Source organism: Lacimicrobium sp. SS2-24 (assembly GCF_002201535.1).
Taxonomy (GTDB): domain Bacteria; phylum Pseudomonadota; class Gammaproteobacteria; order Enterobacterales; family Alteromonadaceae; genus Lacimicrobium.
Genome location: NZ_NIWW01000001.1, coordinates 360,033 through 382,905 on the forward strand (window position 1 = coordinate 360,033; position 22,873 = coordinate 382,905).

The window sequence follows — 22,873 nt, forward strand, 5'->3', positions numbered from 1 at the left end:
ACAATCAATGAAATACACCACGTTTAACCAGCAAGTATCCAATCCGCTGACAGAGCCTATGTTCTTCGGCAATCCGGTCAATGTTGCCCGTTATGACCAGCAAAAACACAGTATTTTTGAGAAGTTAATTGAGAAGCAGATTTCATTCTTCTGGCGTCCCGAAGAAGTGGATGTCAGCAAAGACCGGGTCGACTTCCAAAAACTGACCGATCCTGAAAAGCATATTTTCATTTCTAATCTTAAATACCAGACATTGCTGGACTCTGTTCAGGGACGCAGTCCGAATATCGCGTTTCTACCTATCGTTTCGTTACCCGAACTGGAAACCTGGATAGAAACCTGGTCGTTTTTTGAGACCATACACTCCCGTTCATATACCCATATTCTGCGTAACTTGTTTTCTGATCCCAGCGATGTCTTTGAAGATATCGTGCTCAATGAAGAAATAAAGTTGCGTGCATCCGATATCTCCCGCTACTACGATGACTTGATTTTTGCCACGCAGCTTTGGCAGACACAAGGGGAAGGCCGTCATCATGTTGATGGACAGGATTATCTGATCAATCAACGTGAACTGAAGAAAAAGCTTTATTTGTGCATGAACTCAGTGAATGCACTCGAAGCCATTCGTTTCTACGTGTCTTTTGCCTGTACTTTTGCCTTTGCCGAGCGCGAAATGATGGAAGGTAATTCGAAAATCATCCGTCTCATTGCCCGTGACGAAAACCTGCACCTGACATCAACGCAGCACATTCTCAATCTGTGGGCGAAAGGCAAGGATGACCCTGAGATGCAGGAAGTGGCCGAGGAATGCCATGACCAGGCCAGAGATATTTTCATTAAAGCGGTAGAACAAGAGAAAAAGTGGGCCAGTTATCTGTTCCAGCACGGCTCTATGATTGGGCTTAACAAAGACATCCTGTGCCAGTATGTAGAGTTTATCGCTACCCATAGAATGTCCGCTATTGGCATGGAGTCTCCTTTTGAGGTGACCACCAATCCACTGCCATGGATGAATAACTATCTGAACTCTGACAATGTTCAGGTGGCGCCGCAGGAATCAGAGATCAGTTCTTACCTGGTGGGTCAGATAGACAGCGAAGTAAATGCGGATGACTTCGGAGATTTCGATCTCTGAGGTCATGGATAAAGTCTGTAACACCTTTCAGGTCAGTGTGGAAAATGTCACACCTTCCCTGCCTTGTACCAATGAATGTACCTTGTTAGAAAGCCTCGAGTCTCATAAGCTCGAGGTGCACTCTCATTGCCGCGAGGGCTTCTGTGGTGCCTGTCGAACCAAACTCATCAGTGGCACTGTGGATTATGTTACCGATCCGCTGGCCTATATTGATGACGACGAAATATTACCCTGCTGCTGTATCCCCACTTCCAATCTGGTGATTAAACCCGGCTAGCGGTGTATTTACTACTGGTATTGGCGCGGCCGCTTCACCTCTATGGTATCGATATAGCCGTGCCAGGTGGCGTAGCCAATCAGTGGCATGAGTATGATAAATCCGGCGAAACCCGTTACAAACCCAATCCCAACACTGGTTGCAATGATCCCGGCCCATATCAGCATCGGCACTTTGTTAGTCCATACCGCATGCATACTGGTCAGCACCGCTGTCGCCAAATCCACCCGACGCTCCATGAGTGTGGGTTGGGTAAAGGCACTGATAAAAAACACCAGCAACGTAAAGCCCATACCAATCACCGTGCCCAATGCCAGAAATGGCAACAAATTCTCAAAGTTTTCGTCCAGATATGGGGGGTACAGTGCATGTATTATCGATGCAATACGTAACCAGAAGATCATCAGCATGACCAGTAACAACCCGAAACCCCACTCGTTCACGGCATTGCGTTTTACCGCTTTAATACTGTGCCACAAGCTGGGTTGATGGCCCTTTTCCAGTTCCCAACTAATGTCATACAAGGCTGCAGCCAGGAACGGCCCGATTAACATGAAACAGACAATAGAAGGCAGAATAACGAGGTGCCAACCGGTTAGCGTCACCAGATAAGTAATGAGCCAGGGAATGGCCGCAAAAATTAAACCATAAAAGGCTGTTAACACAGGCGCTCTAGTCACATCCCGCCAGCCCAGTACCAACCACTTCACAGGGTCGCCGGCAGCTAGCTTCCTGCAAGGAATGACTCGGGCTATGCCGCTCTGTGTCATCGGGGTTTGAGGCGCCTGTTTAAAGGACTCTGACATCGTCACTCCGGAATATTTGACTGATATAATGACTTTACGCCAAGAATAACCAAAGGGGTCAATATATAATCAATTATTATTAAAAATCTGCCCACCAAATACGGAAGCTATATCAAAATGCCATGCATATAGACAAAGATCTTCTTGCCACACACCAGAGCCCGGTAATACCCTGTAGGCCTTATTTTCACGACCTGATTGCTAGATGAGACAGATTGTAAAATCCAGTAAACTCAATGACGTATGTTATGACATTCGTGGACCGGTGCTAACCGAAGCAAAACGCCTCGAAGATGAGGGACATCGGGTACTGAAACTCAATATCGGTAACCCCGCACCTTTTGGATTTGAAGCCCCGGACGATATATTAAAGGATGTCATCCGTAACCTTCCGACAGCGCAGGGCTATGGGGATGCACAGGGCATCTACTCAGCCCGGGTGGCGGTGATGCAGTATTACCAGCAACAGGGCATCACCAATATCGACATTGAAGATGTGTATATTGGTAATGGCGTCAGCGAACTGATTGTTATGGCCATGCAGGCACTGCTGAACACCCATGACGAAGTCCTTATTCCAAGCCCCGACTATCCTTTGTGGACCGCAGCGGTCAGTCTGTCATCCGGAACCCCTGTGCACTATCAATGTGATGAACAGGCCGGGTGGTTTCCTGATATTAATGATATCAAAGCAAAAATTACCGCCAATACACGTGCCATCGTACTCATCAATCCCAATAATCCCACCGGAGCGGTATATTCCCGCGAACTGTTGTTACAGGTAATCGAGCTGGCACGACAGCATAATCTGGTGATATTCAGTGATGAGATTTACGATAAAATTCTCTACGATGAAGCCAAGCATCAGTGTATTGCCGCACTCGCCGATGATGTGTTCTTTGTGACGCTGAGCGGATTGTCAAAGAATTATCGTGTAGCCGGTTTTCGGGTAGGCTGGATGCTGATCAGCGGCAATAAAAAATTAGGCCGTAGCTATATGCAAGGTCTAACTCTGCTCAGCTCCATGCGTATGTGTGCCAACGTTCCATGTCAGCATGCCTTACAGACCGCATTAGGTGGATATCAGAGTATCAATGATTTAGTGCGCGCAGACGGACGCTTGCGATTGCAGCGTGATATTGCGTGGCGCATGTTGGATCAGATACCGGGTATTTCATGCGTTAAACCTAAAGGCGCCATGTATTGTTTTGCAAAGGTGGATGAGCGCAAATTTTCGATTCAGGATGACGAACTAATGGTGCTGGACTTGTTACGTCAGGAAAAAGTGTTGTTGGTGCATGGTCGGGCCTTTAACCTCAAACAAGGGTGTTATTTTCGCCTGGTGTTTTTACCGCATACGGATCAGCTTCATAGCGCGCTGAATAAAATTGAACGCTTCTTTACCCATTATCAGCAGAGGCAACTGTAGTGAAACCTCAATCCAGCCATTTTTTCGCCCATTTATCGAGAATGAAGCTGATTAATCGTTGGCCATTGATGCGCAACGTCAGTACAGAGAATGTACAGGAGCACAGCCTGCAAGTGGCGATGGTGGCCCACGCCCTGGCACTGATTCGCAATAAATACTTTGGTGGCAATTTGGATCCTTACCGCATTGCGACACTGGCGATGTTTCATGATGTCTCAGAAGTACTGACCGGCGACCTGCCAACACCGGTGAAATACTTTAATCCGGCAATCAGTAAGGAATATAAAAAGATAGAGACTATCGCCGAACAGAAGCTGCTGGATATGACACCGGATGCCTTTCGTGATGATTACGCTGAATTAATTGATCATCACCGCCACAGTGAACCGGAGCGTTTTATTATCAAAGCGGCAGATGTCATTTGTGCCTATTTAAAGACACTTGAAGAGCTGGCCGCTGGCAACCATGAATTTGAACTGGCTAAAAAACGGCTGGATAGAATTCTCAGTGATTATCAGTCCGATGAAGTGAATTATTTCATTCAGGCCTATGTGCCGAGCTTTTCACTGAGTCTGGATGAAATTACACAGGAATAAACATGATACGAGCTCCCTGGCTAGCCCGACAGCATCCACAACCTGAACGTCAGGGAGATCAACGTAGCGCTTTTCAACGTGACAAAGCACGTATTTTGCATTCTGCCGCATTCCGGCGATTGCAGGCCAAAACACAGGTTTTAGGTGTAGGAGGCAATGACTTTCATCGTACCCGCCTCACCCACTCTCTGGAAGCGGCACAAATCGGTACTGGCATTGCCTCACAATTGCAGCAGAAGTTCCCTCAACTGGCCGATGCGCTGAAACTGAGCGACCCTCTGATTGAAGCCCTTTGCCTTGCTCATGACATCGGGCATCCGCCATTTGGTCATGGCGGCGAAGCGGCCCTGAACTACATGATGCGGGATCACGGTGGTTTTGAAGGAAATGGGCAGACTTTCCGAATCCTTACCAAGCTCGAACTCTATACCGCCGATGCCGGGATGAACCTTTGCAGGCGCACCCTGCTCGGCCTGATAAAATATCCCGGACTCCTTGACCAACTTCAAAAGTGCCCCACGCCTCAGCCGACAGGAGAGACACTCAAACTTAATCAGTGGTATCCGGCCAAAGGGTTATTTAGTGATGATGCCAGCGTTTTTGAGTGGTTACTCGAGCCCCTCAGTGACAATGACAAGAGCTTATTTACACAGATAGAACAACGCGATTCTGAACACAGCAAAACCCGTTACAAATCCTTTGATTGTTCAATTATGGAATTGGCAGACGACATTGCCTATAGTATCCACGATCTTGAGGACGCAATTGTCAGTGGGATGGTCAACAAAGAAGAATTTACCACTCTGGTTTCTGAGCCTATCGCCGCCCTTCAACTGACAAATCTGAGTGAATTACTTCCACTTCTGACTGAGAAGTTATTCAGTGCACGTCATTATGATCGCAAAGACGCCATAGGTGCTTTGGTTAACAGCTTTATCACAGCGGTCGACATCCGACGTTTAGCGGTCCCATTTGACGAACCCCTGTTGCAATACAATGCGGTGCTCACCGAAGATGTTGCCTTAGCCCTGAGCCTGTTCAAAAAATTTGTATACGACAAGGTTATCCAATCACACGACGTACAAATGATGGAGTTTAAAGGACAGCAACTGGTGATGGCACTGTTTTCAGCGTTAAGCTCTGACCCAATGCGTTTGCTCCCCGAAAACACCAAAACACGCTGGCTCGAAGCTCATCAGCAGGGCCAAAACATGCGTGTTATCGCAGATTATATCGCTGGTATGACCGATGAATACGCCTCCAGGTTGTATAACCAGCTGTTCTTACCCAAAAGTACTTTGGGCTTTAGTCACACCACCCTTCCCTACTAAAGCAGTCTGTTGCCAGACTCTGGATAACGAATAACGCCGGTAACGCGTAACCCAAGTCTCTGTTTTTTTGTCTAAAACCTCAACTCAAATTGACGTTTAAACCGATCAAAACCCGGTCTAAAAGCGGTAATAAAAAAACACTTGCATGTTTATATATACAGTACTACTGTTTATACAACCACTGTATATATAAACAAGGTATCGACATGGCTGGTATTACTGCTCTTTCACAAAACACCCTGAATTCCGGGTTAGTTGACCTCTCACTGAGTCATGATGACATGATGGAGTGGACTGACCGGTTCAAATCAGGTCGCCGGTGGGTATACCTGTTGTCTAATCAACTGTGCTTTAAACAAGCGGGTCATAAGATTCATCTTCCAAATCCAGGTAAGGAAACCCTGCTCCTTTGGCTGGAAAAAATTATTCTGGGTGGTCAGGCCGCGGTCCTATTCGTTGATAATCTTGAACTCGACGAAGTTCGCCGGACCCGGTTACAACAGGTTTGCCGTAAAATGGATGTGCTGCTGGTCAATCTTCGCGACAAACCTGCGGATGCCAACACATTGGTGTATGGGCCGTGGTAAACTAGCGCTTTAGCGTATTAAAACCTAATTCAAATGAGTGACTATTGTGACTGCGGCATGCCGCTTCCCTACTCGGATTGCTGTGGATTATTACATCAGAGCAAGACGGTGGCAGATTCAGCTGAGCAGCTAATGCGCTCAAGGTATACGGCTTTTGCGCGCCAAAATGTTGATTATATTCTTAAAACTCAGACAACATTGCCGGAAAAAGCGTCGCGGCTGGAGTTGGAGCGGGATTTATCTACCATAAAATGGTTAAGGCTTGAGGTCATCTCCTATACCAGCGTTTCTCAGACACAGGCACAGGTTGAGTTTTGTGCGTACGCAATGGACTCGTCAGGTTCCCATAAGCAGCTTGTCCGGCATCATGAAATCTCTTTATTTTGTCTCGCTGAAAAGGGTTGGTTGTATGAAAGTGGCAAGATCCAGGCCGATTCCGGTGAGCTGAAATGGCAACGTAATGCTCCCTGTGTCTGTGGTAGCGGGCGTAAATTTAAACGATGCTGTGCTTAAACTGTCGGGTCAGGCAGCCTGGTATTGACGTGCTTTATCGATAACCTCAAGTAAATTGGTCTCATCAACCTGCAAAGGCTCAACGCTTCCTCCTTTTAACTTCTGACGACATGACCAGCTGGTATTTTCCACCACCTCATCATCGAGTCTTTTATTGTCGTTAAAGACCGATAACGGGCTCGGGTGCAAGCAATGCCAGAGCCTCGCAGAAGCCAGTTGCTGCTGATTTACATACTGAGCATGTTGAGCTTCAAACTCCCAGTGCTGGGTTTCTGCTTTTAGGGGGATCTCTGGTGCTTTGTCTAAATGTGACTGGCTTTCAGCCCAATGCTGTTCTTTCGATGCCTCCAGACGAGGCCTGTCAAGCAGGTTGTCCTGCAACATGGCCAGCAGCAACGCAAAGTTCGCTCCGTTACCCTGGCTGGCAGCTTTGCTCAGACTGCTGTTTAGCTCAAAATCCAGTACAACAGGTTGCATAAGATCCCAAAAAAAATACCTACACAATCGTTATCGTCATGTCCCTGCAATACTTAATCAGAACCTGGTTCACATCGCGCCCTACAGCCCTTGCTTTCATCTACAGATTCAAAGAAGATGGCATAAGTATCTGATATTCAATAGACGTTGTTACTTTTTCATGGCCTCCCTGTCTTATCACAATAAACGTGTTCTGGTTGTAGACGACCAACGCCCTTTTTTGATCTTGTTGCGTGGTATTATGAACAACCTTGGCGCACAGTCTGTGGTGGTGGTGCAAAATGGCGAATCCGCTATCGCTGCCTGTCGACATGAAAAGTTCGACATTATTATCTCTGACCTTCATTTGGGCAGCGATAAGAAAAATGGCTATCAATTGTTAGAAGAACTCAGAATCCGCAAACTGATCCGCCCCACTACCGTGTACATTATGGTAAGTGCCGACAGTGACCGGCCTATGGTTTTAGGCAGTATTGAAAAGCAACCCGATGATTATCTGATAAAGCCTTTTTCCCAGGCTCAGCTTCACAACCGTATCGCCAAAGCGCACCATAAGAGACTGACATTACGACATGTGTACGAAAAAGCGATGAACGGCGACAACGATGGCGCCATTGCTGCGTGTCGTGCACTCATCAGTGACAATAAAAAATACAGCCGCGCTTGTGCTGCTGTGCTCATCGATTTGCTGTGGCGCGAACAGCGCTATGCTGAGGCGCTCAATCTGCTTGAGTCACTCTCTCAGTCAAAGGCCCTCCCCTGGGTGACCATTGCCCTGGCAAGAACACATTTATTAATGAACGACACCAAAAAAGCCATGTATTTCGCCCGCAAGATTTGTATGCAGCGGCTGTTTATGGTGGATGGTCTGGACTTACTCGCACAGGCGCATATGCAAAGCGAATCTCTTGAAGAGGCCCTCGACTCCATCCAAAAAGCATTAGCGATGGCGCCTTACTCACTGACCCGACAGTTTCTGGGTTGCGAAATTGCCAGGCTGGCGGGTGACTACGAGATGGCTAAAAACTGCTGCCAGGCGATTTTGGAACAGAGTAAGAAGTCTGTTCATCGCAGCGTTTTACATCTGTGTAATTACGTACGCAGTATCTTAGATGCCGCCGAGAAAGCCGAAGACAAACGACAGAAAAACAAGTTTCAGCAAGAGGCAATGTTGGTCTTGCAGCGCAATCGCAATGACGAGTTACTGACCCGTACCAAAGAGGCGTTCGATTACGGCGTATATGAAGATTTGGTGGGTGCTCGCATTAACTTTATCGATGGTAAGCTGATCGAAGCGAAACGTCTGCTCAATGAAACGCAGTATCAATTGCGTAAAAAGTTTGATCATTACCCGATGACTCTGGCCCCGGATTCCATCGATCTGATGTGTGATTTAGGCGAATATGAAGAGCTTGGGGATCTGCTCGAACAACTCAAGGACAGCGATATTCAACTGGATACCAACCTCAAATATCTCATCGATAAAACCGAAGACCGCACTAATAAGGTTAAGCAGCAGTATAATAAACACAACCGGGATGGCCTGAAAAAGTATTCTCAGGGGCAATACCAGGCGGCGTATGACGCCTTCATAGCAGCTCAGGAGCTGGCACCTATGAATACGGGTGTGGCCCTTAATTTATTGCAATGCCTGCTAAAATTACAGGAAAAAGCCGCCAAACCTGATCTCACTCTGCTGGCTAAATGTCGGCAGACATTCAGGATGCTCGACGGAATGCGATTGTCTGACTCCCATCAGGCCAAATTTAATAGCATCAGGGATGATGTAAAACACTATCTGGAGCGTACATGAAACGATTTTTAGCCGTGTCCTCAATCCTGCCTATGTTAACGGCCTGCATGAGCACAGAGAACCCCTGTGAAAGAGTCTTAGAGGTAAAGCAGCAGGAGCAACAGTGCGCTGAATGGCGAAAAGTGATGATGGATAAGAATCACCCTCAACAAGCTCTGACAGCCAAAAAACGCTACGAAGAAGCCTGTCTGGACTTGCGTTATTATCGTGACCAGTACGATACCATCTGCAAAGGTGATGAGACCCCTATCGGGGAAAGACGAAAAAATTAAGAGGATTATCCACTTTCCATACAGGATGCGACAACCCGTTAAGGTTATCGCATCCAGATCTGACATAGATTATTGTCTTTGTACCAGCTTTCCCTGCTGGTAGTCCTTTAGCGCTTGCTCTATTTCTGCTCGAGTGTTCATCACAAATGGACCGTACTGCTCCACCGGCTCATTGATTGGCTCCCCGGCGACCAGTATCAGCCGGGCATGCTCCTGCAACAGGATTTCCACCTGGTTTCCTTCGCCCAACACCCCAATTTCGCCGCGTTTTAATGTGGTAGCGCCAATGCTGACCTGCCCTTCATAGCAGTACACAAAAGCACTGTGTCCCGAGTCAGTGGGCAGTGTGATCGGCTCACAATCGGCACTATGGACATCTAAAAACAATGGTTTAACGGCCTGAGTTGTGACCGCACCGCTGACACCATCTAACTCGCCGGCAAGCACACGAATACGGATACCATCACCTTTAGACAGCTCAGGAACTTGTGCAGAGGGAATATCCTGATATCCCGGTGCTGACATTTTTTCCGATGCGGGTAAGTTTACCCAAAGTTGAAAGCCACGCATTTCACCCTCTGTCTGTTTCGGCATCTCTTCATGGATGATGCCACTGCCTGCATTCATCCATTGCAACCCCCCATCTTCAATCAGCCCCTCGTTACCGACAGAATCCTTATGACCCATTTTACCTTTGAGCATATAAGTTACGGTCTGAAAACCTCGGTGCGGGTGTGGCGGAAATCCAGCCAGATAGTCACCGGGCACATCTGAGCCAAACTCATCTAACAGCAGAAAAGGGTCGAGACGTGTCAGTCCGGGTTGTCCGATAATTCGTGTTAACGCAACACCCGCCCCATCACTGGTTTTCATCCCCCGTGCTTTACGCATGATTGTTCTGTTCATTGTCAGGCTCCTCTTCCGTGAGGTTGTTTAAAGTTCAGCTCAGGGCCTTTTGGAACCACTCTGGTTGGATTAATGGTCTTATGGCTGAAGTAATAATGGCGTTTAATATGATCAAGATTTACGGTCTCAGCGATACCAGGGTACTGATAGAGCTCACGCAAATAACCACTGAGATGTTCGTAATCCGCAATACGGCGAACGTTACATTTGAAGTGCCCGACATACACCGCATCAAAGCGAATTAATGTGGTAAACAGGCGCCAGTCGGCTTCAGTGATTTGATTTCCAGCAAGGTACCGTTGCCCCGAAAGTCTCTCTTCCAGGCGATCAAGTTCAGCGAAAAGTTCGTCAACGGCTTCCTCATAAGCTTCCTGCGTCGTTGCAAAACCTGCCTTGTAAACCCCGTTATTGATGTTGTTGTACACCGTTTCATTAATATCATCTATTTGAGATTTCAGGTGCTTGGGGTAAAAGTCCAGCGTATTGCCCGTTAGCGAATCAAATGCTGAATTAAATATGCGGATAATCTCGGCAGATTCATTGTTCACTATGGTCTCGGTCTGTTTATCCCACAAAACAGGGACGGTGACCCTGCCTGAATAATCCCCCACTGCAGTTGTGTAGAGTTGATGCATATATTGATGTCCATACACCGCATCGTCCGTTGCATCCGGATAGCCACCAAACTCCCAGCCATTTTCAAGCATATCGGGACTCACTACGGACACCGAAATGTGGGTCTCCAGTTGCTTTAGCTTTCTGAATATCAGAGTCCGATGTGCCCAGGGACAGGCTAGTGATACATAAAGATGGTAACGCCCTGATTCGGGTTTAAACTTGCTGTCAGCACTGCTGGAAATCCAATCCCGAAAGCGTGCCGCATCCCGCTCAAAGCGCCCTCCTGATTTTTTTGTGTCATACCACTTGTCATGCCACTGACCATCTATCAGCAAACCCATAAGGCTCTCCTGTTGAATTAATCGACAGCCGCATTAAAGCAGTTAACTAAAGTGATTAATATTGCAATAAATACTCATCATCATTCTAATTTTACGAAAGTTTATCGACTACCGCTTCTGCAATGGGCAGTGCTGAGGTGGCGGCGGGCGACGGTGCATTGCCCAGGTGCAGAGAGCGTTCAGTCGTCACAAATCTAAAGTCATGCAGCAATTCTCCCTGCTGACTGACTGCCTGCGCTCGGATACCACTTCGGTAGGGCTTGAGATCAGCTAGCTGTAGCTGTGGGCAGTATCGCTGTGCCTTGTCAAGGTAAGCGCGTTTATTTAACGAACCATACATCTCACTGATGCCACTGCGCCAATACTGGCTGAGTAACTTCCACAGCCCCGGGTAGCTTAAGGTTTGGCTCAGTTCTGCAGCATTGATTGAGCGCCAGCTGTAGGCTTCTCGTGCCAGGGCCAGTACAGCATTAGGTCCAACAGTGACAGAGCCATCGATCATTCTTGTCAGGTGCACGCCCAAAAAAGGTAATTCGGGATCAGGCACCGGATAAATCAGGTGACGAATGATGTCATTATGCTGTGAATCGAGTCTGAAATATTCACCGCGAAAAGGAATGATACGAAAATCAGGTTCCAGCCCCTGGAGTCGGATCAAATTGTCTGCATAAAGTCCGGCACAGTTAACAAATCCATCGCTCCTGAAATGTTGCTCTCCACAACGCAGACGGATGCCCTGTCCATTTTCTTCCAATGCCGTGACCTTATGGTTATAAAAAATTTGTGCGCCAGCCGATTGCGCCAGTCCCAGTAAAGTGCGGGTAATGGCGGTGTAGTCAGTAATACCTGTCTGGGCAACATAGATGGCCGCCTTGCCGCGTATCGCGTTTTCTTCTTTTGCTAACTGTCGCTCATCCAGCACGACGGGCGAAAGCTGATTCTGCTGACACCTGTGATACAGGGTATTCAGTCTCTCCTCCTCTTTATCGTCGGTGGCCACAATCAGCTTTCCACACTGCAAAAAGGGCAGATTATAACGCCGGCAAAATGCCAGCGTTCGCTCCAGCCCCTCTCTGCAGTAGCGGGCTTTGAGGCTACCCGGTTGATAATAGACACCGGCGTGAATCACGCCTGAATTACGTCCTGTCTGATGCTGAGCTGCCTGCAGTTCTTTCTCAACTATTGCCACACGTTTTCCAGGATGACGCTCGAGGTATATGTGGGCGCAGGCAGCGCCCAGTATGCCGGCTCCGGCAATAATCAAGTCAAAGTGTTGTTCTGTGCTCATGATGGTCCAATCAAATTGTCCAACTGCTGAATAAGGTTATTGATTTCACGATTAAGGTGCGCCCGTTGTCGAGAGGTCAGGCTGCGGTTAAGCTCATGCAGCATTTTTGCATAGACGCCACGATTATGCGCCGCTTGTTGCTGATATTGAACTGATTCGAATTGCTGAGGGCGGGTAAGCACATCATTCAATTGTGTGCGCCACGGGTTACCATCCTGTCGTTCAAGCAGCACAGAACGCGCCGCGTCCTGCCACGTCCGCCGGTAAGCCATCCAGGCATCGAAATTATCGGTTAACTGTTGTACATGGGCAGTGATCAGATGTTGCTGATATTCCGTTAAGGGGCCAATCCAGCGCTTCACGTCGTCTATTCTCTCCTCAACACGCTCATCATTTTCCTCCCGATAGTGCCGCTTCTCACGTTTCTCGTTACGCGCTTGTAATGCAACAAATAGAGACTGAATTTGCTCATCTGTAAGGGTTAACGCAAGATCACTGATATCATCGCTCAGGGTCTCAATCAGCCGCAACCAATGCGCACGTCCTTTATCAAACTCCACCATCCATTGTGCCTCGGTTAATGGTGCTTCGTTTATCCGGGCCTGCAAATCAATCAGATGGCGCCGATAGCTGTCCAGCTCCTGGTTGCGGTGCCATTTCAGCCATTTTCCCATGTATTGGTCAAATACCCGCTTTTGCGCCGTATTGAGCTCTACATAATCATCAATATACCAATGCACCAGCCAATCCAGATTATTGTATACAAAGCCAGTGGAACACCCCGCTAAACTGATGGTGAGAACCACGCCGAGTAGAAACTTTTTCATCTGACTACCTGATACTTTAATTTGCCTGTTATCTTATACCCTCAGATTTACAGAATTGATCGTTACCTGTCTAATCAGAAACGAAATACCAGCATCAGGAAGCGCTATGAAAAGAATTGCCTTGTTAACCTCAGGTGGCGATGCCCCTGGAATGAATGCTGCTATCCGCGCCATCGTTCTGGCCTGTCACTATGAGGGCATTGTGCCGCTTGGTTATCGACATGGTTTTAACGGGTTACTGGAACAAGAATACCGTGTTCTTGAGACGGAAGATGTGTACAACATTATCCAACGTGGCGGAACGATTCTTAAAAGTGCTCGCTGTCAGGCCTTTACTACTGAACAGGGTGCTCGCACCGCCGCCCGCAATCTCGATGAGGCCAATGTAGATGGCTTGATTATTATCGGGGGAGATGGCTCCTTCCATGGTGCCGAGCACCTGTCTAAATATTGGCAAGGCAAGATTGTCGGACTGCCTGGTACCATCGACAATGATATCAATGGTACGGATGCCACCATTGGCTACTACACCGCTATTGATACGGCTTTAGAGAGTATCGATAAAGTACGTGATACGGCGGATGCGTTTGAGCGCATTTTTTTAATAGAAGTGATGGGAAGGCACGCCGGGTTCATCGGTCTGAGTGCCGCGGTATGCTCAGGTGCAGAACAGGTCCTGCTGCCTGAGCTTTATGCGGATGCGCCGCCTGAGCTGGAAATCCTCGCGGAACACATCAAACGGGCTCAGAGAATACGTGGAAAATGCAGTTATATTATGGTCATGTCTGAGAACCTGTGGCCCGGTGGCGCCACAGATCTGGCCAAACAGTTGCAGTCCAGTACCGGAATTGAATGCAGGCCGGTTATTTTGGGACACGTGCAACGTGGCGGCTCACCGGTTAGCCTTGATCGTATGCTGGCCTCAAAACTGGGCGCCTATGCCGTTGAAGCCTTATGCGAAGGTAAAACCGGCATCATGATTGGTGAGCGCAATCATCAGTTGGTTGAAGTGCCCTTTCAGCAAAGCTGGAATAAGACTAAAGCTCTTGACCCCTATCTTGTAAAAATTCAGCGTCAGATTTTCGATTTGGTCAGCAACGAAAAGCCACACTGACACCGCTTTAACCTTAAAGACCGTTTTTAGTTATAACAATAAAGTCGTTTCCCGGATACCGTCACCGTGCGCGCCGGGAGTCGTCCCCTCCCTGCCTATCGGTTTTACCTGCATATAAATATTCCTGTCATGGGCTTTCCCTCGCCATACCTGAGCTACAGCGATACCAGAAAAAATTATTAGTAAGAGTTTGATTACAAAAAGTTGCAAAACCTGAAACTGCACTATACTTAATCTGAAAATCTCTTAGGAAACAACACTATGCATCGTAAAACACTCGCTTTACTTGCCACTCTTTCTTGCTCATTGAGCGCACAGGCCGAGTGGTCTTCAACCGTCACCCTCGCCAGCGATTACCTGTTTAACGGCGTCAGTCAGACAGATGAAAAGCCCGCGTTGCAGGCCAGTCTCGATTGGGCTGGCGACAGCGGCTGGTATGCCGGCGTCTGGGGATCTAACGTTGATTTTGGTGATGACACCAACCTGGAAGTGGATCTGTATGCCGGCTATTACCAGGATATTAATGACAGTGTCGGCCTTGATGTTGGCATCGCACAGTACACCTATCATGGGGCCAGTTACAGTGATGAAGGTAACTACGCAGAAGCCTATATGAAATGGGCTTTGGGTAATACCGAGCTCAACTTCTGGTACGCATGGGATTACTTTGGCACTGGGGCCGGTCATTACATCGTCATGCTCAACCACACCATTGAAATCAATGATGATCTCTCTGTGCTGCTGGGTGTCGACCGTTCTACCAGTATGGACAGTGACAAATTTCAATGGGAAGACGGCGAAGATTCTTACATACACTGGCAAGCCACTGCCAATTACAGCCTCTCGGGTTTCGACCTTTCTCTGGGTGTCCAGGGAACAGACCTGGATACCTACGGTGATACCCGTGTGCTGCTAACCGTTGGCAGAACTTTCAGTTTCTGATTAGGGAGATGCAACCATGAAATCCATCCTGATCCTATTGGTCATACTTGTTTTTACGCCCTTTTCTCGCGCGGAGACGCTCTATCTGACATCGCTGGACTGGCCGCCCTACTCCGGGAAAAAGCTCACAGAACAGGGAGCTTCTGTCGCCGTGGCTAAGGCCGCCTTTGCGGCCATGGGGCATGAACTGATTGTTGAATTCTACCCATGGAGCCGGGCTGTAAAGCTCGCCAGTGATGATAAAAAGTATGTGGGCTACTTCCCTGAATACGCCTACGAGTCGGAGCAATTTGTTTTTTCCGATTCCATGGGTCAGGGACCTCTTGGACTCGTGCAGAACAAGAGTAAACCCATAAACTGGAATACGGTTAGCGATCTTACCCAGTATAAGCTCGGAGTGGTTCAGGATTACGTCAACACCGAGGAATTGGATGCACTTATCGCCAGCGGTGACATCAGTGCCCAGGCCGTGGTATCAGACGATAAGAATGTGCAAAAGGTCGCTGCTGGTCGAATTGATGCCGCGGTTATCGATGGCAACGTACTGAGCTACATGCTGACTCATGATAGCAATCTGAAGTCGCTGGCAGACAAAGTTGAACTGAACGAAAAGCTTCTTGTAAACAAAGATCTGCACATTGCCTTCGAAAATACTAATGAAGGTGCCAAATGGCGCGATATCTTTAATCAGGGACTCAAAAAAATAAATATTGAGGCCATTATGGCTAAGTACCTATGACGGCCCCTTAATATTAAGGCCATGGTGTTAGCGGCACAGAGGAGGTGCTGCGTAACACACAGAAACTAACCTCTGACGTTGAGATGCTCATGAAGTTTACAAAGTCCATATCCTTTAAGCTGATTATTGCTGCGCTGACCCTTGTTTTAGTCGTTGTTCTGGTGTTGGGCGTTTATGACTACAATGTACAAAGCAAACGATTAAAGCAGCGCCAACAGACCCAAATTACCCTGATGGAATCGCGTTTGCAGCTTAACTTACCCGCCGCCATGTGGAATTTTGAAGAAGGCCAGATGGAGCGCATTCTCAATGCAGAGCAGCAGTCAGAGGATGTGGCAATGCTGGAAATCATCAACGATTCCGGTGAAAAGGTCATGCAATCCAGTGGTAAAAGTACCAGTGAGACCCGCAATATTACCCTGCGTTATGAAGAAGATGGCAATGCCACCGAACTGGGTAAGGTTCGCATCCATATTGATAATACCGCCATTGAAGAGCAGCTCAGCAGCCTCGCCATCGGCGCTCTGGTCAAAGGCTTATTGCTGGCAGGATTGTTGGTGGCAGCTATTTATCTGTTGTTCAATAAGCTTGTCATCGCCCCGCTGTCAGATGTCGCCAATGCGCTTGAAAATATTGCCCGGGGTGAAGGTGACCTGACCCGCAGACTGGTGGTAAAACGTGATGACGAAATTGGCAAAGTGGCCGAGTCTTTCAATGTGTTTGTAGAAAAAATTCAGACCCTGGTGTTATCCATTCAGGAAGTGGTTGAGCAGACTCTGAACAATGCACAAAGCGTCCACGATGGCACAGAGGCCGGCCGTGGCCACCTGCAAAAGCAACAATCGGAAACAGATCAGGTTGCCACCGCTATCACACAAATGTCTTCTTCTGCTAAGGAAATTGCACACAATGTTCAGCTAACAGCTGATTCCGCTGACCATGTTAGTGAGGATGCAAAGAAAGTCTCAGAGATCATTCGTACCTCGGTCAACTCTATCAACAACCTGTCCGAGCAGCTCGAACAGGCTGCCTCGGTGGTCGGGTCACTTGAAAGCGACGTAGAAGGCATCGTTACCGTGCTTGAGGTAATTCGTAGCATTGCCGAACAAACCAACCTGCTCGCCCTTAATGCCGCTATTGAGGCTGCCAGGGCCGGAGATCAGGGACGCGGCTTCGCCGTAGTTGCCGATGAAGTCAGAGCGCTGGCTTCCAGAACACAGGACAGCACGTCACAGATTCAACAAACCATAGAAAAACTGCAAAGCAGTGCCAAGTCCGCCGTTTCGGTTATGGAACAGAGCCAGAGTCAAAGTAAAGAGTCAGTTGAAAACGCCCGCAGTTCCGGCGATTCCATCAGTGGCATTCTTGAGTCAACCAGTGAAATCACTTCAATGGCGACACAAATTGCCACAGCCGTCGAGCAGCAGAGTACCGTTGCTGAAGAACTCAGTCATAACGTTAATCGTATCGTCAGTGCCGGTCACGACAGCCTTCACCAGCTTGAAGAAATGACTGAGAGTTCACAAAGCATGCATGAAACTGCAGAGCGACTGAGTCGCCTTGCCCGACAGTTTAAAGCCTGACACTCAGGGACGACCTCCATTGCACGGAGGCCCAACTGCGGGAACCTTTCTATCGGGTTCCCCTACTTTTGAGGAGCATCCCAATGCGACTTATTACCCTGAGTACGGCGCTGGCTGTACTGGTGTCCTGTTCAGCCTGGTCAAAGATCCAACTCAATGTACTGGAGTGGGAGGGCTACGTCAGTCCTTTTGCTGCTGAATTTACAGCGTATGCAAAAGACAAAGGCATGGATGTCGAACTCAATATTCTGTCCCCCTATATCACCAATCCGGAACAGATTTTTAAAGCATTAAGAGCTAAAACCGCTGACGTTGTTACCCCAACCCACAATTACTATAAAATGAATCAGGACAAGCTGTTTCAGGTGTTACAGCCAATAGACTTCACTCGGTTACAGCACTACCCCAAAGTTTTAGCGTCATTACGCAGCGCCGGCTACGATAATTTTAACGGTCAGAAATATTCGGTGCCACTGCTTGGTGGCTCATACGGCTTAGCCTACAATCAGGACAAAGTCAGTGCGCCAGAATCCTGGGCTGTGCTGTGGGATCCGGCAAACAAGGGCAAATACAGCGTCACAGACGACCAGTTCGAAGCCAACTTGTATATCACGATGCTGGTGCTCGGCTATCCCCCACAGACATTCTATGATGTAGACAGCGGCAGCTTCGATGAGCAACAAGTTCAGGCAAAACTCAATCAACTGGTGGCAAATGCGCAATCATTCTGGGGAGGCATGCCAGAAGCCAGCACCATGCAGCAACTGAGTTATGTAACCGATTATTGGTTTGGTGTCGCAGCGGCCAATGATGCGGGACAGAGCTGGGCGCTCGCGAACCCTAAAGAGGGGCAAACTGTCTGGCTGGATACCCTTGCTATAGGTAAACATGTTGATGCAGAGAAGCTTAAGGCCAGCTATCTACTCTTTGATTTTCTGATCAGTGAGCCAGTTCAGAAGCGCATCCTGGAAATGTACGGCTCTATCATCGTCAATAGTGCTACCGCAGAGCTGTTGGAACCAGAAATGGCAGAAAAAGGTCGGGTTGGGGATGAAACATTTTTCGTAGAGGAAATGTTCTGGCAACCGATGAACTCAAGAACCCGCAATATCTATAAAGATATGTGGAAAAAAGCACGTCAACAGTAAATGTTAATGTGCCGATGCTGCCAACTCTCAGACAGAATATGAATATTAAGACGCGCATACTGGTGTTTGTGATTCTGTTTGAGGTGTTGGCGTACTCGACACTACAGATTTTCAATACGCTGATTTACAAACAAGCACTGGATGAGTTTAAACAAGGTGAGATCCGTGCTGTTTTCAATACCACTATCAGCAAGATCAACAGCCTCACTCAGTCTATGGAACAAAGCGTTATCGATCTGGCGATTAACGGTGAGGCCCTCTATCAGCTGCGTCATACCAATCATCTGTCAACCGACGCAATCAGCGCATTGGCGCAAAGCACACTGATAAAGAAGTTTTCCAGTTTCAGGCAGGCCATGGGGGGAGGTCTTTGGTATCAGCCTTATGTTATTGACAATCAGACCCGTTACTTTGGCCCTTATGTATTTAGAGATGAGCAGGATAACATTACCTTTACCTGGGATCTGAATACACCAGAATACGACTATCTGAATCAGGATTGGTATCGACTCGCGGTTGATAATGACTGGGGACGAAAACAACCTGATTTCAGAGCGACGTTCTGGACCGAGCCGTACCGCGACGGCGCCGGTTCTTTTTCACTGATGATGACGGTAGATGCAGTCATGGTTGATTCGCGCCAGGAGCCGATTGGATTGGCAACCGTCGACTGGTCACTGGCTCAAATCACCCGCTTTCTTGACAGCATCCGGGTCACCGAGAACGCTATCCCATTTTTGTTTCACCGGGCGTCAGGGCTCATTTTAAGCTATCCGGCCGATGTTAGCCTGGTAATGGAGTCGACCACTCAACTGCCCTGGGCGGCACCGTTAATACAACGTCCCCATCAGGCGGGAATTAATCAGATTTCGGCACTACAACATAGCGACAACCTCGTGTTCTACCAAACCACTGAACAAGGTTTTGTGTTTGGCTCGCTGGTGCCCCAAAGTGATCTTCGTCGAGCTGTGGATGAAGTGTCGCGCCTGACGTTACTGACCGGCAGTGCCATCGGTCTGGGATTTATTCTGCTGATGATTTTTATTCTTCGCGCCCTGTTCAGCCCCTTTGACCAGGTATTGAGCACCATTAAACGCTCCATCAGCTATGGCAAAAATAAACAGGTGATGCTTAATCAGGTTGAATATGACAAGAAAAACGAATTCACCCCAATCATTACCGCACTGAATGATGTCTACCATCAGGTAAAGACGTACGTCAGTGAAATAGAACAGACCAATGCGCAGCTGATGGCTTCACAACAAGAGGTCAGGCAACTCAATGCCATGCTAGAGAAGAAAGTGGCGCTACGTACCGCCGAACTGGAAACCAAGACGAAAGAAGTAACAGACTCACTGGAGCGGTTAAGACGCACGCAGCAGCAATTGGTTGAGAACGAGAAGCACGCCTCTCTGGGCAGATTAGTAGCCGGCGTTGCACATCAGATTAATACACCACTGGGTATTTGTGTTACGGCGGCCTCCATGTTGGAAAATATCGCCAAAACGGTTCATGACAAGGCCGTCACCGGGAAAATGAGTAAAAACGAATTCAACCAGGCTCACGAAAAGATTATGCAAAGTGCGGAACTGCTCAGTGAAAATCTGCAACGGGCCACGAACCTGATCACCAGCTTCAAACAAGTGGCGGTGGACAATGACAAGCAACAAAACCGCTGGTTTAATCTGTGTGAGTATATCGACAGCATCTTGTTGTCATTACGTTCGCGCATAGAACAAACTCCCCACCGCATCGAGTGCCAGTACGAACAGGAAATCCGCTTGTTCGCCTCACCTGGTGCGTTGGCGCAGATACTCAGCCAGCTGGTAGAAAACGCGCTGACTTATGCCTTTGATGATACAAGACCCGGCACCATCACGATTGGGGTTAGTCAGCAACATGAGACACTGAACATTAAGGTCAGCGACGATGGCTGTGGAATGCCAGAAGCCGTCCGTAAGCAGGTATTCGACCCGTTTTTTTCAACCAGTAAAGAACAGCTCGGCAATGGACTCGGCCTGCATATCGTTTACAACCTGGTAATTCAGAAACTGGGCGGCGATATCCGCTGTGACAGCGAGCCCGGGTCAGGTACCACGTTTACCATCAGTATTCCACTGAGCAAAGAGAGCGAGCCTGAATCACAACATCAGTGATTAATCATTTCTTTGACTCTGTCCCGGTGACTACGACTGACTTTGAGCTCAGTGCCGTTTTCCAGTACCAGATGATATTCACCGCTCACATGGCTCACCAGTTTGCTGACAAAATGGATGTTAGCAATGGCTGAACGATGCACCCTCACAAAGCGTCGGGGATCGAGCTCCTGCTCCAGTTCTTTCATGGTGCGGCGCATAATGTGGGTACCACTTTTCGAATGCACACACATATAGTCTCCAGCGGCGTCAATCCACTGAATTTCAGATACCGGCACACGGGTTATTTCGTTTCCGTCTTTAATCGCCAGGATGTCGGGATACTGGCTGATAGGCTCGCCCTGCGACAAACGCCTTAATATGTCCTCGCAATCATCACCCGTAAATTCCGCAACCAACTGAGCAAGGGTGTTCTTCTGCTGCCCCTGTTGCCTCAGAGCCATGTTCTGATGCACTTTCTCCAGCGCATTTGCCAGGCGCTTTTCGTCCACTGGCTTCAACACATAATCAAGCGCGTGCACTTCAAATGCCTTGATAGCATAAGTATCGTATGCCGTTACAAAAATGATCAGGGGCAAGGTTTCCATCGACTGTTCCAGCATATGGATAACCTGAAAACCATTTAAACCTGGCATCTGAATGTCCAGAAACACCAAATCAGGGGCTAACTGTAATATTGACTCCACCGCCTCGTTACCATTTTTACATTCCTGCACCAGTTCGATTTCTTCAAAAGCCCCCAGGCGCACGGCAAGTCCCTTTCTGGCAAGCGGTTCATCATCGACAATAATGGTAGTTATTTTAGTTTGCATCCTGAGCCACCTCATAAGGAATTCTGATACTGACTTTTACCCCGCTGGGCTGATTGTCGGAAATTACGAAAGAAAAATTGTTCTGATACAAAGAATGCAGGCGCTGCTGAATATTCGGGAGTCCCACACCGCCATGCCGGCGAAGTTGTCCATCCACAATTTCGGCGCCAGGGCCATTATCAGAGACCTCAATCAACAAATCCTGCCCGAAAGACTTGGCGTGGATACTGATTTTTCCCCCACTCTCGGTTCTGGCAATGGCATATTTGATGGCGTTTTCAATCAAGGGTTGCAAAATCAGACTGGGGACCAGTGCTTTACGGGATTCCGGGGCAACATCCCAGGTTACCGTAAGGCGGTCTTCAAAGCGGACTTTCTCAATTTCCAGATAGAGGTCAATAGCCTGAATTTCCTGTTCAAACGGGACCTTTTTAATCGGATCCTTATCCAGCGAATAGCGCAGAAAGTCACTCAGCCTGGATACCATGGCGTTAGCGGTCTGATTGTCTTTTATCAGTACCAATGTCGAAATGGCATTGAGGGTATTGAACAGAAAATGTGGATTGAGCTGATAACGAAGCATCTTTAGATGAGCCTGGTGGGCCATCGTCGATGCGGTCAGAGCATTCTGTTTTTCTTGCTGCATCAACTGGTAATACTTGATACCAAAGTACAAGCCACTCCAACACACAATAATAGAAAAAGAATTCACACTGTTACTGAAATAGTAAATCCATTCATCAGGACGATAGCCGTGTTTGTAGATTTCCCAGTAATTGATGTTTTTTATCACGGCCCATAGTACGCCTACCAGATAAGAAGCAGCCAGCGCGAATAACACCATTTTCCAGGGTTTGAGATACCAAAGTCGACGAAACACATAACGCAGGGGTATTGTGATCAACCAGCCAGCGTAGGCATTGAGAAGGATCACAAACAGCCAGATACTGCGCATATCATGTAAAAAGGAGCCGAGATAGTAAACCAACGCGAAACCAGCCCAGCCTGCGGTATGCAGCAACCAGAACTGACGCTCCTTATCTTCAAACAGCTTTTGCCAATGGATCAATGGAGACTCTCAGCGATTAATCACAATCTTGATTATACGGCATGGCGGAGTGAGTCTGACGTTGCTTATCGTAGTCCTGGCCTGATCTGCC

The 22,873-nt window shown here is 48.0% G+C and carries 23 protein-coding genes; 15 read left to right on the plus strand and 8 right to left on the minus strand.

Annotated features, from left to right (window positions below; genetic code table 11):
* The first annotated feature begins 7 nt into the window (after window positions 1-7).
* Both nrdB and yfaE read left to right on the plus strand, forming a co-directional pair.
* Entirely contained in the window at window positions 8-1,138 is a 1,131-nt protein-coding gene (gene nrdB / locus CCY32_RS01560) for a class Ia ribonucleoside-diphosphate reductase subunit beta (protein WP_088328675.1), read from the plus strand.
* Entirely contained in the window at window positions 1,113-1,415 is a 303-nt protein-coding gene (yfaE, locus tag CCY32_RS01565) for a class I ribonucleotide reductase maintenance protein YfaE (protein WP_281492497.1), read from the plus strand. The genes nrdB and yfaE overlap by 26 nt, the downstream gene beginning before the upstream one ends.
* A gap of 11 nt (window positions 1,416-1,426) precedes the next feature.
* On the opposite strand, the gene CCY32_RS01570 is transcribed toward yfaE, so the two are convergent.
* Window positions 1,427-2,221, minus strand: coding sequence for a DUF2189 domain-containing protein (locus CCY32_RS01570; RefSeq protein WP_088328677.1), 795 nt, complete (start codon window positions 2,219-2,221; stop codon window positions 1,427-1,429).
* A 205-nt stretch (window positions 2,222-2,426) separates the two neighbouring features.
* Here CCY32_RS01570 and CCY32_RS01575 point away from each other — a divergent pair, with 205 nt between their 5' ends.
* From CCY32_RS01575 to CCY32_RS01595, 5 genes are all read left to right on the plus strand, one after another.
* Complete coding sequence (locus CCY32_RS01575) at window positions 2,427-3,650, plus strand: pyridoxal phosphate-dependent aminotransferase (RefSeq protein ID WP_088328679.1); 1,224 nt, start codon at window positions 2,427-2,429, stop codon at window positions 3,648-3,650.
* Complete coding sequence (gene yfbR / locus CCY32_RS01580; RefSeq protein WP_281492498.1) at window positions 3,650-4,246, plus strand: 5'-deoxynucleotidase; 597 nt, start codon at window positions 3,650-3,652, stop codon at window positions 4,244-4,246. The genes CCY32_RS01575 and yfbR overlap by 1 nt, the downstream gene beginning before the upstream one ends.
* Window positions 4,247-4,248: 2 nt before the next feature.
* A complete protein-coding gene (locus CCY32_RS01585; protein WP_088328683.1) occupies window positions 4,249-5,577 on the plus strand; it encodes an anti-phage deoxyguanosine triphosphatase in 1,329 nt (442 codons plus the stop codon).
* A 206-nt stretch (window positions 5,578-5,783) separates the two neighbouring features.
* Window positions 5,784-6,164, plus strand: a complete 381-nt coding sequence (locus tag CCY32_RS01590; protein WP_088328685.1) for a hypothetical protein — start codon at window positions 5,784-5,786, stop codon at window positions 6,162-6,164.
* Window positions 6,165-6,197: 33 nt separating this feature from the next.
* Complete coding sequence (locus CCY32_RS01595; protein WP_088328687.1) at window positions 6,198-6,677, plus strand: YchJ family metal-binding protein; 480 nt, start codon at window positions 6,198-6,200, stop codon at window positions 6,675-6,677.
* A gap of 9 nt (window positions 6,678-6,686) precedes the next feature.
* Here the strand turns inward: CCY32_RS01595 and CCY32_RS01600 are convergent, their stop codons facing one another.
* Complete coding sequence (locus CCY32_RS01600) at window positions 6,687-7,154, minus strand: VC2046/SO_2500 family protein (RefSeq protein WP_088329222.1); 468 nt, start codon at window positions 7,152-7,154, stop codon at window positions 6,687-6,689.
* 160 nt (window positions 7,155-7,314) lie between these two features.
* On the opposite strand from CCY32_RS01600, the gene CCY32_RS01605 reads away from it, so the two are divergent.
* Both CCY32_RS01605 and CCY32_RS01610 read left to right on the plus strand, forming a co-directional pair.
* Complete coding sequence (locus tag CCY32_RS01605; RefSeq protein WP_168171402.1) at window positions 7,315-8,967, plus strand: response regulator; 1,653 nt, start codon at window positions 7,315-7,317, stop codon at window positions 8,965-8,967.
* Window positions 8,964-9,239 carry a hypothetical protein gene (locus CCY32_RS01610; RefSeq protein WP_088328691.1) on the plus strand — a complete coding sequence of 92 codons (276 nt, stop codon included), beginning with the start codon at window positions 8,964-8,966 and terminating at the stop codon, window positions 9,237-9,239. The genes CCY32_RS01605 and CCY32_RS01610 overlap by 4 nt, the downstream gene beginning before the upstream one ends.
* A 69-nt stretch (window positions 9,240-9,308) precedes the next feature.
* Here the strand turns inward: CCY32_RS01610 and CCY32_RS01615 are convergent, their stop codons facing one another.
* The 4 genes from CCY32_RS01615 to CCY32_RS01630 all read right to left on the minus strand — a co-directional run bounded on the left by CCY32_RS01615 (window position 9,309) and on the right by CCY32_RS01630 (window position 13,219).
* Window positions 9,309-10,145, minus strand: a complete 837-nt coding sequence (locus CCY32_RS01615; protein WP_088328693.1) for a pirin family protein — start codon at window positions 10,143-10,145, stop codon at window positions 9,309-9,311.
* A 2-nt stretch (window positions 10,146-10,147) separates the two neighbouring features.
* Complete coding sequence (locus CCY32_RS01620; RefSeq protein WP_088328695.1) at window positions 10,148-11,104, minus strand: glutathione S-transferase family protein; 957 nt, start codon at window positions 11,102-11,104, stop codon at window positions 10,148-10,150.
* A gap of 91 nt (window positions 11,105-11,195) precedes the next feature.
* On the minus strand, window positions 11,196-12,392 hold the full coding sequence (lhgO, locus tag CCY32_RS01625; RefSeq protein WP_088328697.1) for an L-2-hydroxyglutarate oxidase: 1,197 nt from the start codon (window positions 12,390-12,392) through the stop codon (window positions 11,196-11,198).
* The gene (locus tag CCY32_RS01630; protein WP_088328699.1) at window positions 12,389-13,219 is read right to left on the minus strand and encodes a DUF6279 family lipoprotein; all 831 of its coding nucleotides are present in this window, start codon (window positions 13,217-13,219) and stop codon (window positions 12,389-12,391) included. Before CCY32_RS01630 ends, lhgO begins: the two co-directional genes overlap by 4 nt.
* A 106-nt stretch (window positions 13,220-13,325) precedes the next feature.
* On the opposite strand from CCY32_RS01630, the gene CCY32_RS01635 reads away from it, so the two are divergent.
* The 6 genes from CCY32_RS01635 to CCY32_RS01665 all read left to right on the plus strand — a co-directional run bounded on the left by CCY32_RS01635 (window position 13,326) and on the right by CCY32_RS01665 (window position 20,901).
* On the plus strand, window positions 13,326-14,333 hold the full coding sequence (locus tag CCY32_RS01635) for an ATP-dependent 6-phosphofructokinase (protein WP_088328701.1): 1,008 nt from the start codon (window positions 13,326-13,328) through the stop codon (window positions 14,331-14,333).
* 261 nt (window positions 14,334-14,594) lie between these two features.
* Complete coding sequence (locus CCY32_RS01645; protein ID WP_088328705.1) at window positions 14,595-15,275, plus strand: TorF family putative porin; 681 nt, start codon at window positions 14,595-14,597, stop codon at window positions 15,273-15,275.
* Between the two features lie 16 nt (window positions 15,276-15,291).
* Window positions 15,292-16,014 carry an ABC transporter substrate-binding protein gene (locus tag CCY32_RS01650; RefSeq protein WP_088328707.1) on the plus strand — a complete coding sequence of 241 codons (723 nt, stop codon included), beginning with the start codon at window positions 15,292-15,294 and terminating at the stop codon, window positions 16,012-16,014.
* Window positions 16,015-16,103: 89 nt separating this feature from the next.
* Window positions 16,104-17,597 (plus strand): methyl-accepting chemotaxis protein, encoded by a 1,494-nt coding sequence (locus tag CCY32_RS01655; RefSeq protein ID WP_168171403.1) that lies wholly within the window; start codon window positions 16,104-16,106, stop codon window positions 17,595-17,597.
* A gap of 83 nt (window positions 17,598-17,680) precedes the next feature.
* Complete coding sequence (locus CCY32_RS01660) at window positions 17,681-18,745, plus strand: extracellular solute-binding protein (protein WP_088328711.1); 1,065 nt, start codon at window positions 17,681-17,683, stop codon at window positions 18,743-18,745.
* Between the two features lie 38 nt (window positions 18,746-18,783).
* A complete protein-coding gene (locus tag CCY32_RS01665) occupies window positions 18,784-20,901 on the plus strand; it encodes an ATP-binding protein (protein ID WP_168171404.1) in 2,118 nt (705 codons plus the stop codon).
* Here the strand turns inward: CCY32_RS01665 and CCY32_RS01670 are convergent.
* Together CCY32_RS01670 and CCY32_RS01675 are read right to left on the minus strand one after the other, a co-directional pair.
* Window positions 20,895-21,713 carry a LytTR family DNA-binding domain-containing protein gene (locus CCY32_RS01670; protein WP_088328715.1) on the minus strand — a complete coding sequence of 273 codons (819 nt, stop codon included), beginning with the start codon at window positions 21,711-21,713 and terminating at the stop codon, window positions 20,895-20,897. The two genes, CCY32_RS01665 and CCY32_RS01670, sit on opposite strands and share 7 nt — an antisense overlap.
* Window positions 21,703-22,782: a histidine kinase gene (locus CCY32_RS01675; RefSeq protein WP_088328717.1), complete on the minus strand. Its 1,080-nt coding sequence runs from the start codon at window positions 22,780-22,782 to the stop codon at window positions 21,703-21,705. Before CCY32_RS01675 ends, CCY32_RS01670 begins: the two co-directional genes overlap by 11 nt.
* Window positions 22,783-22,873 lie beyond the last annotated feature (91 nt).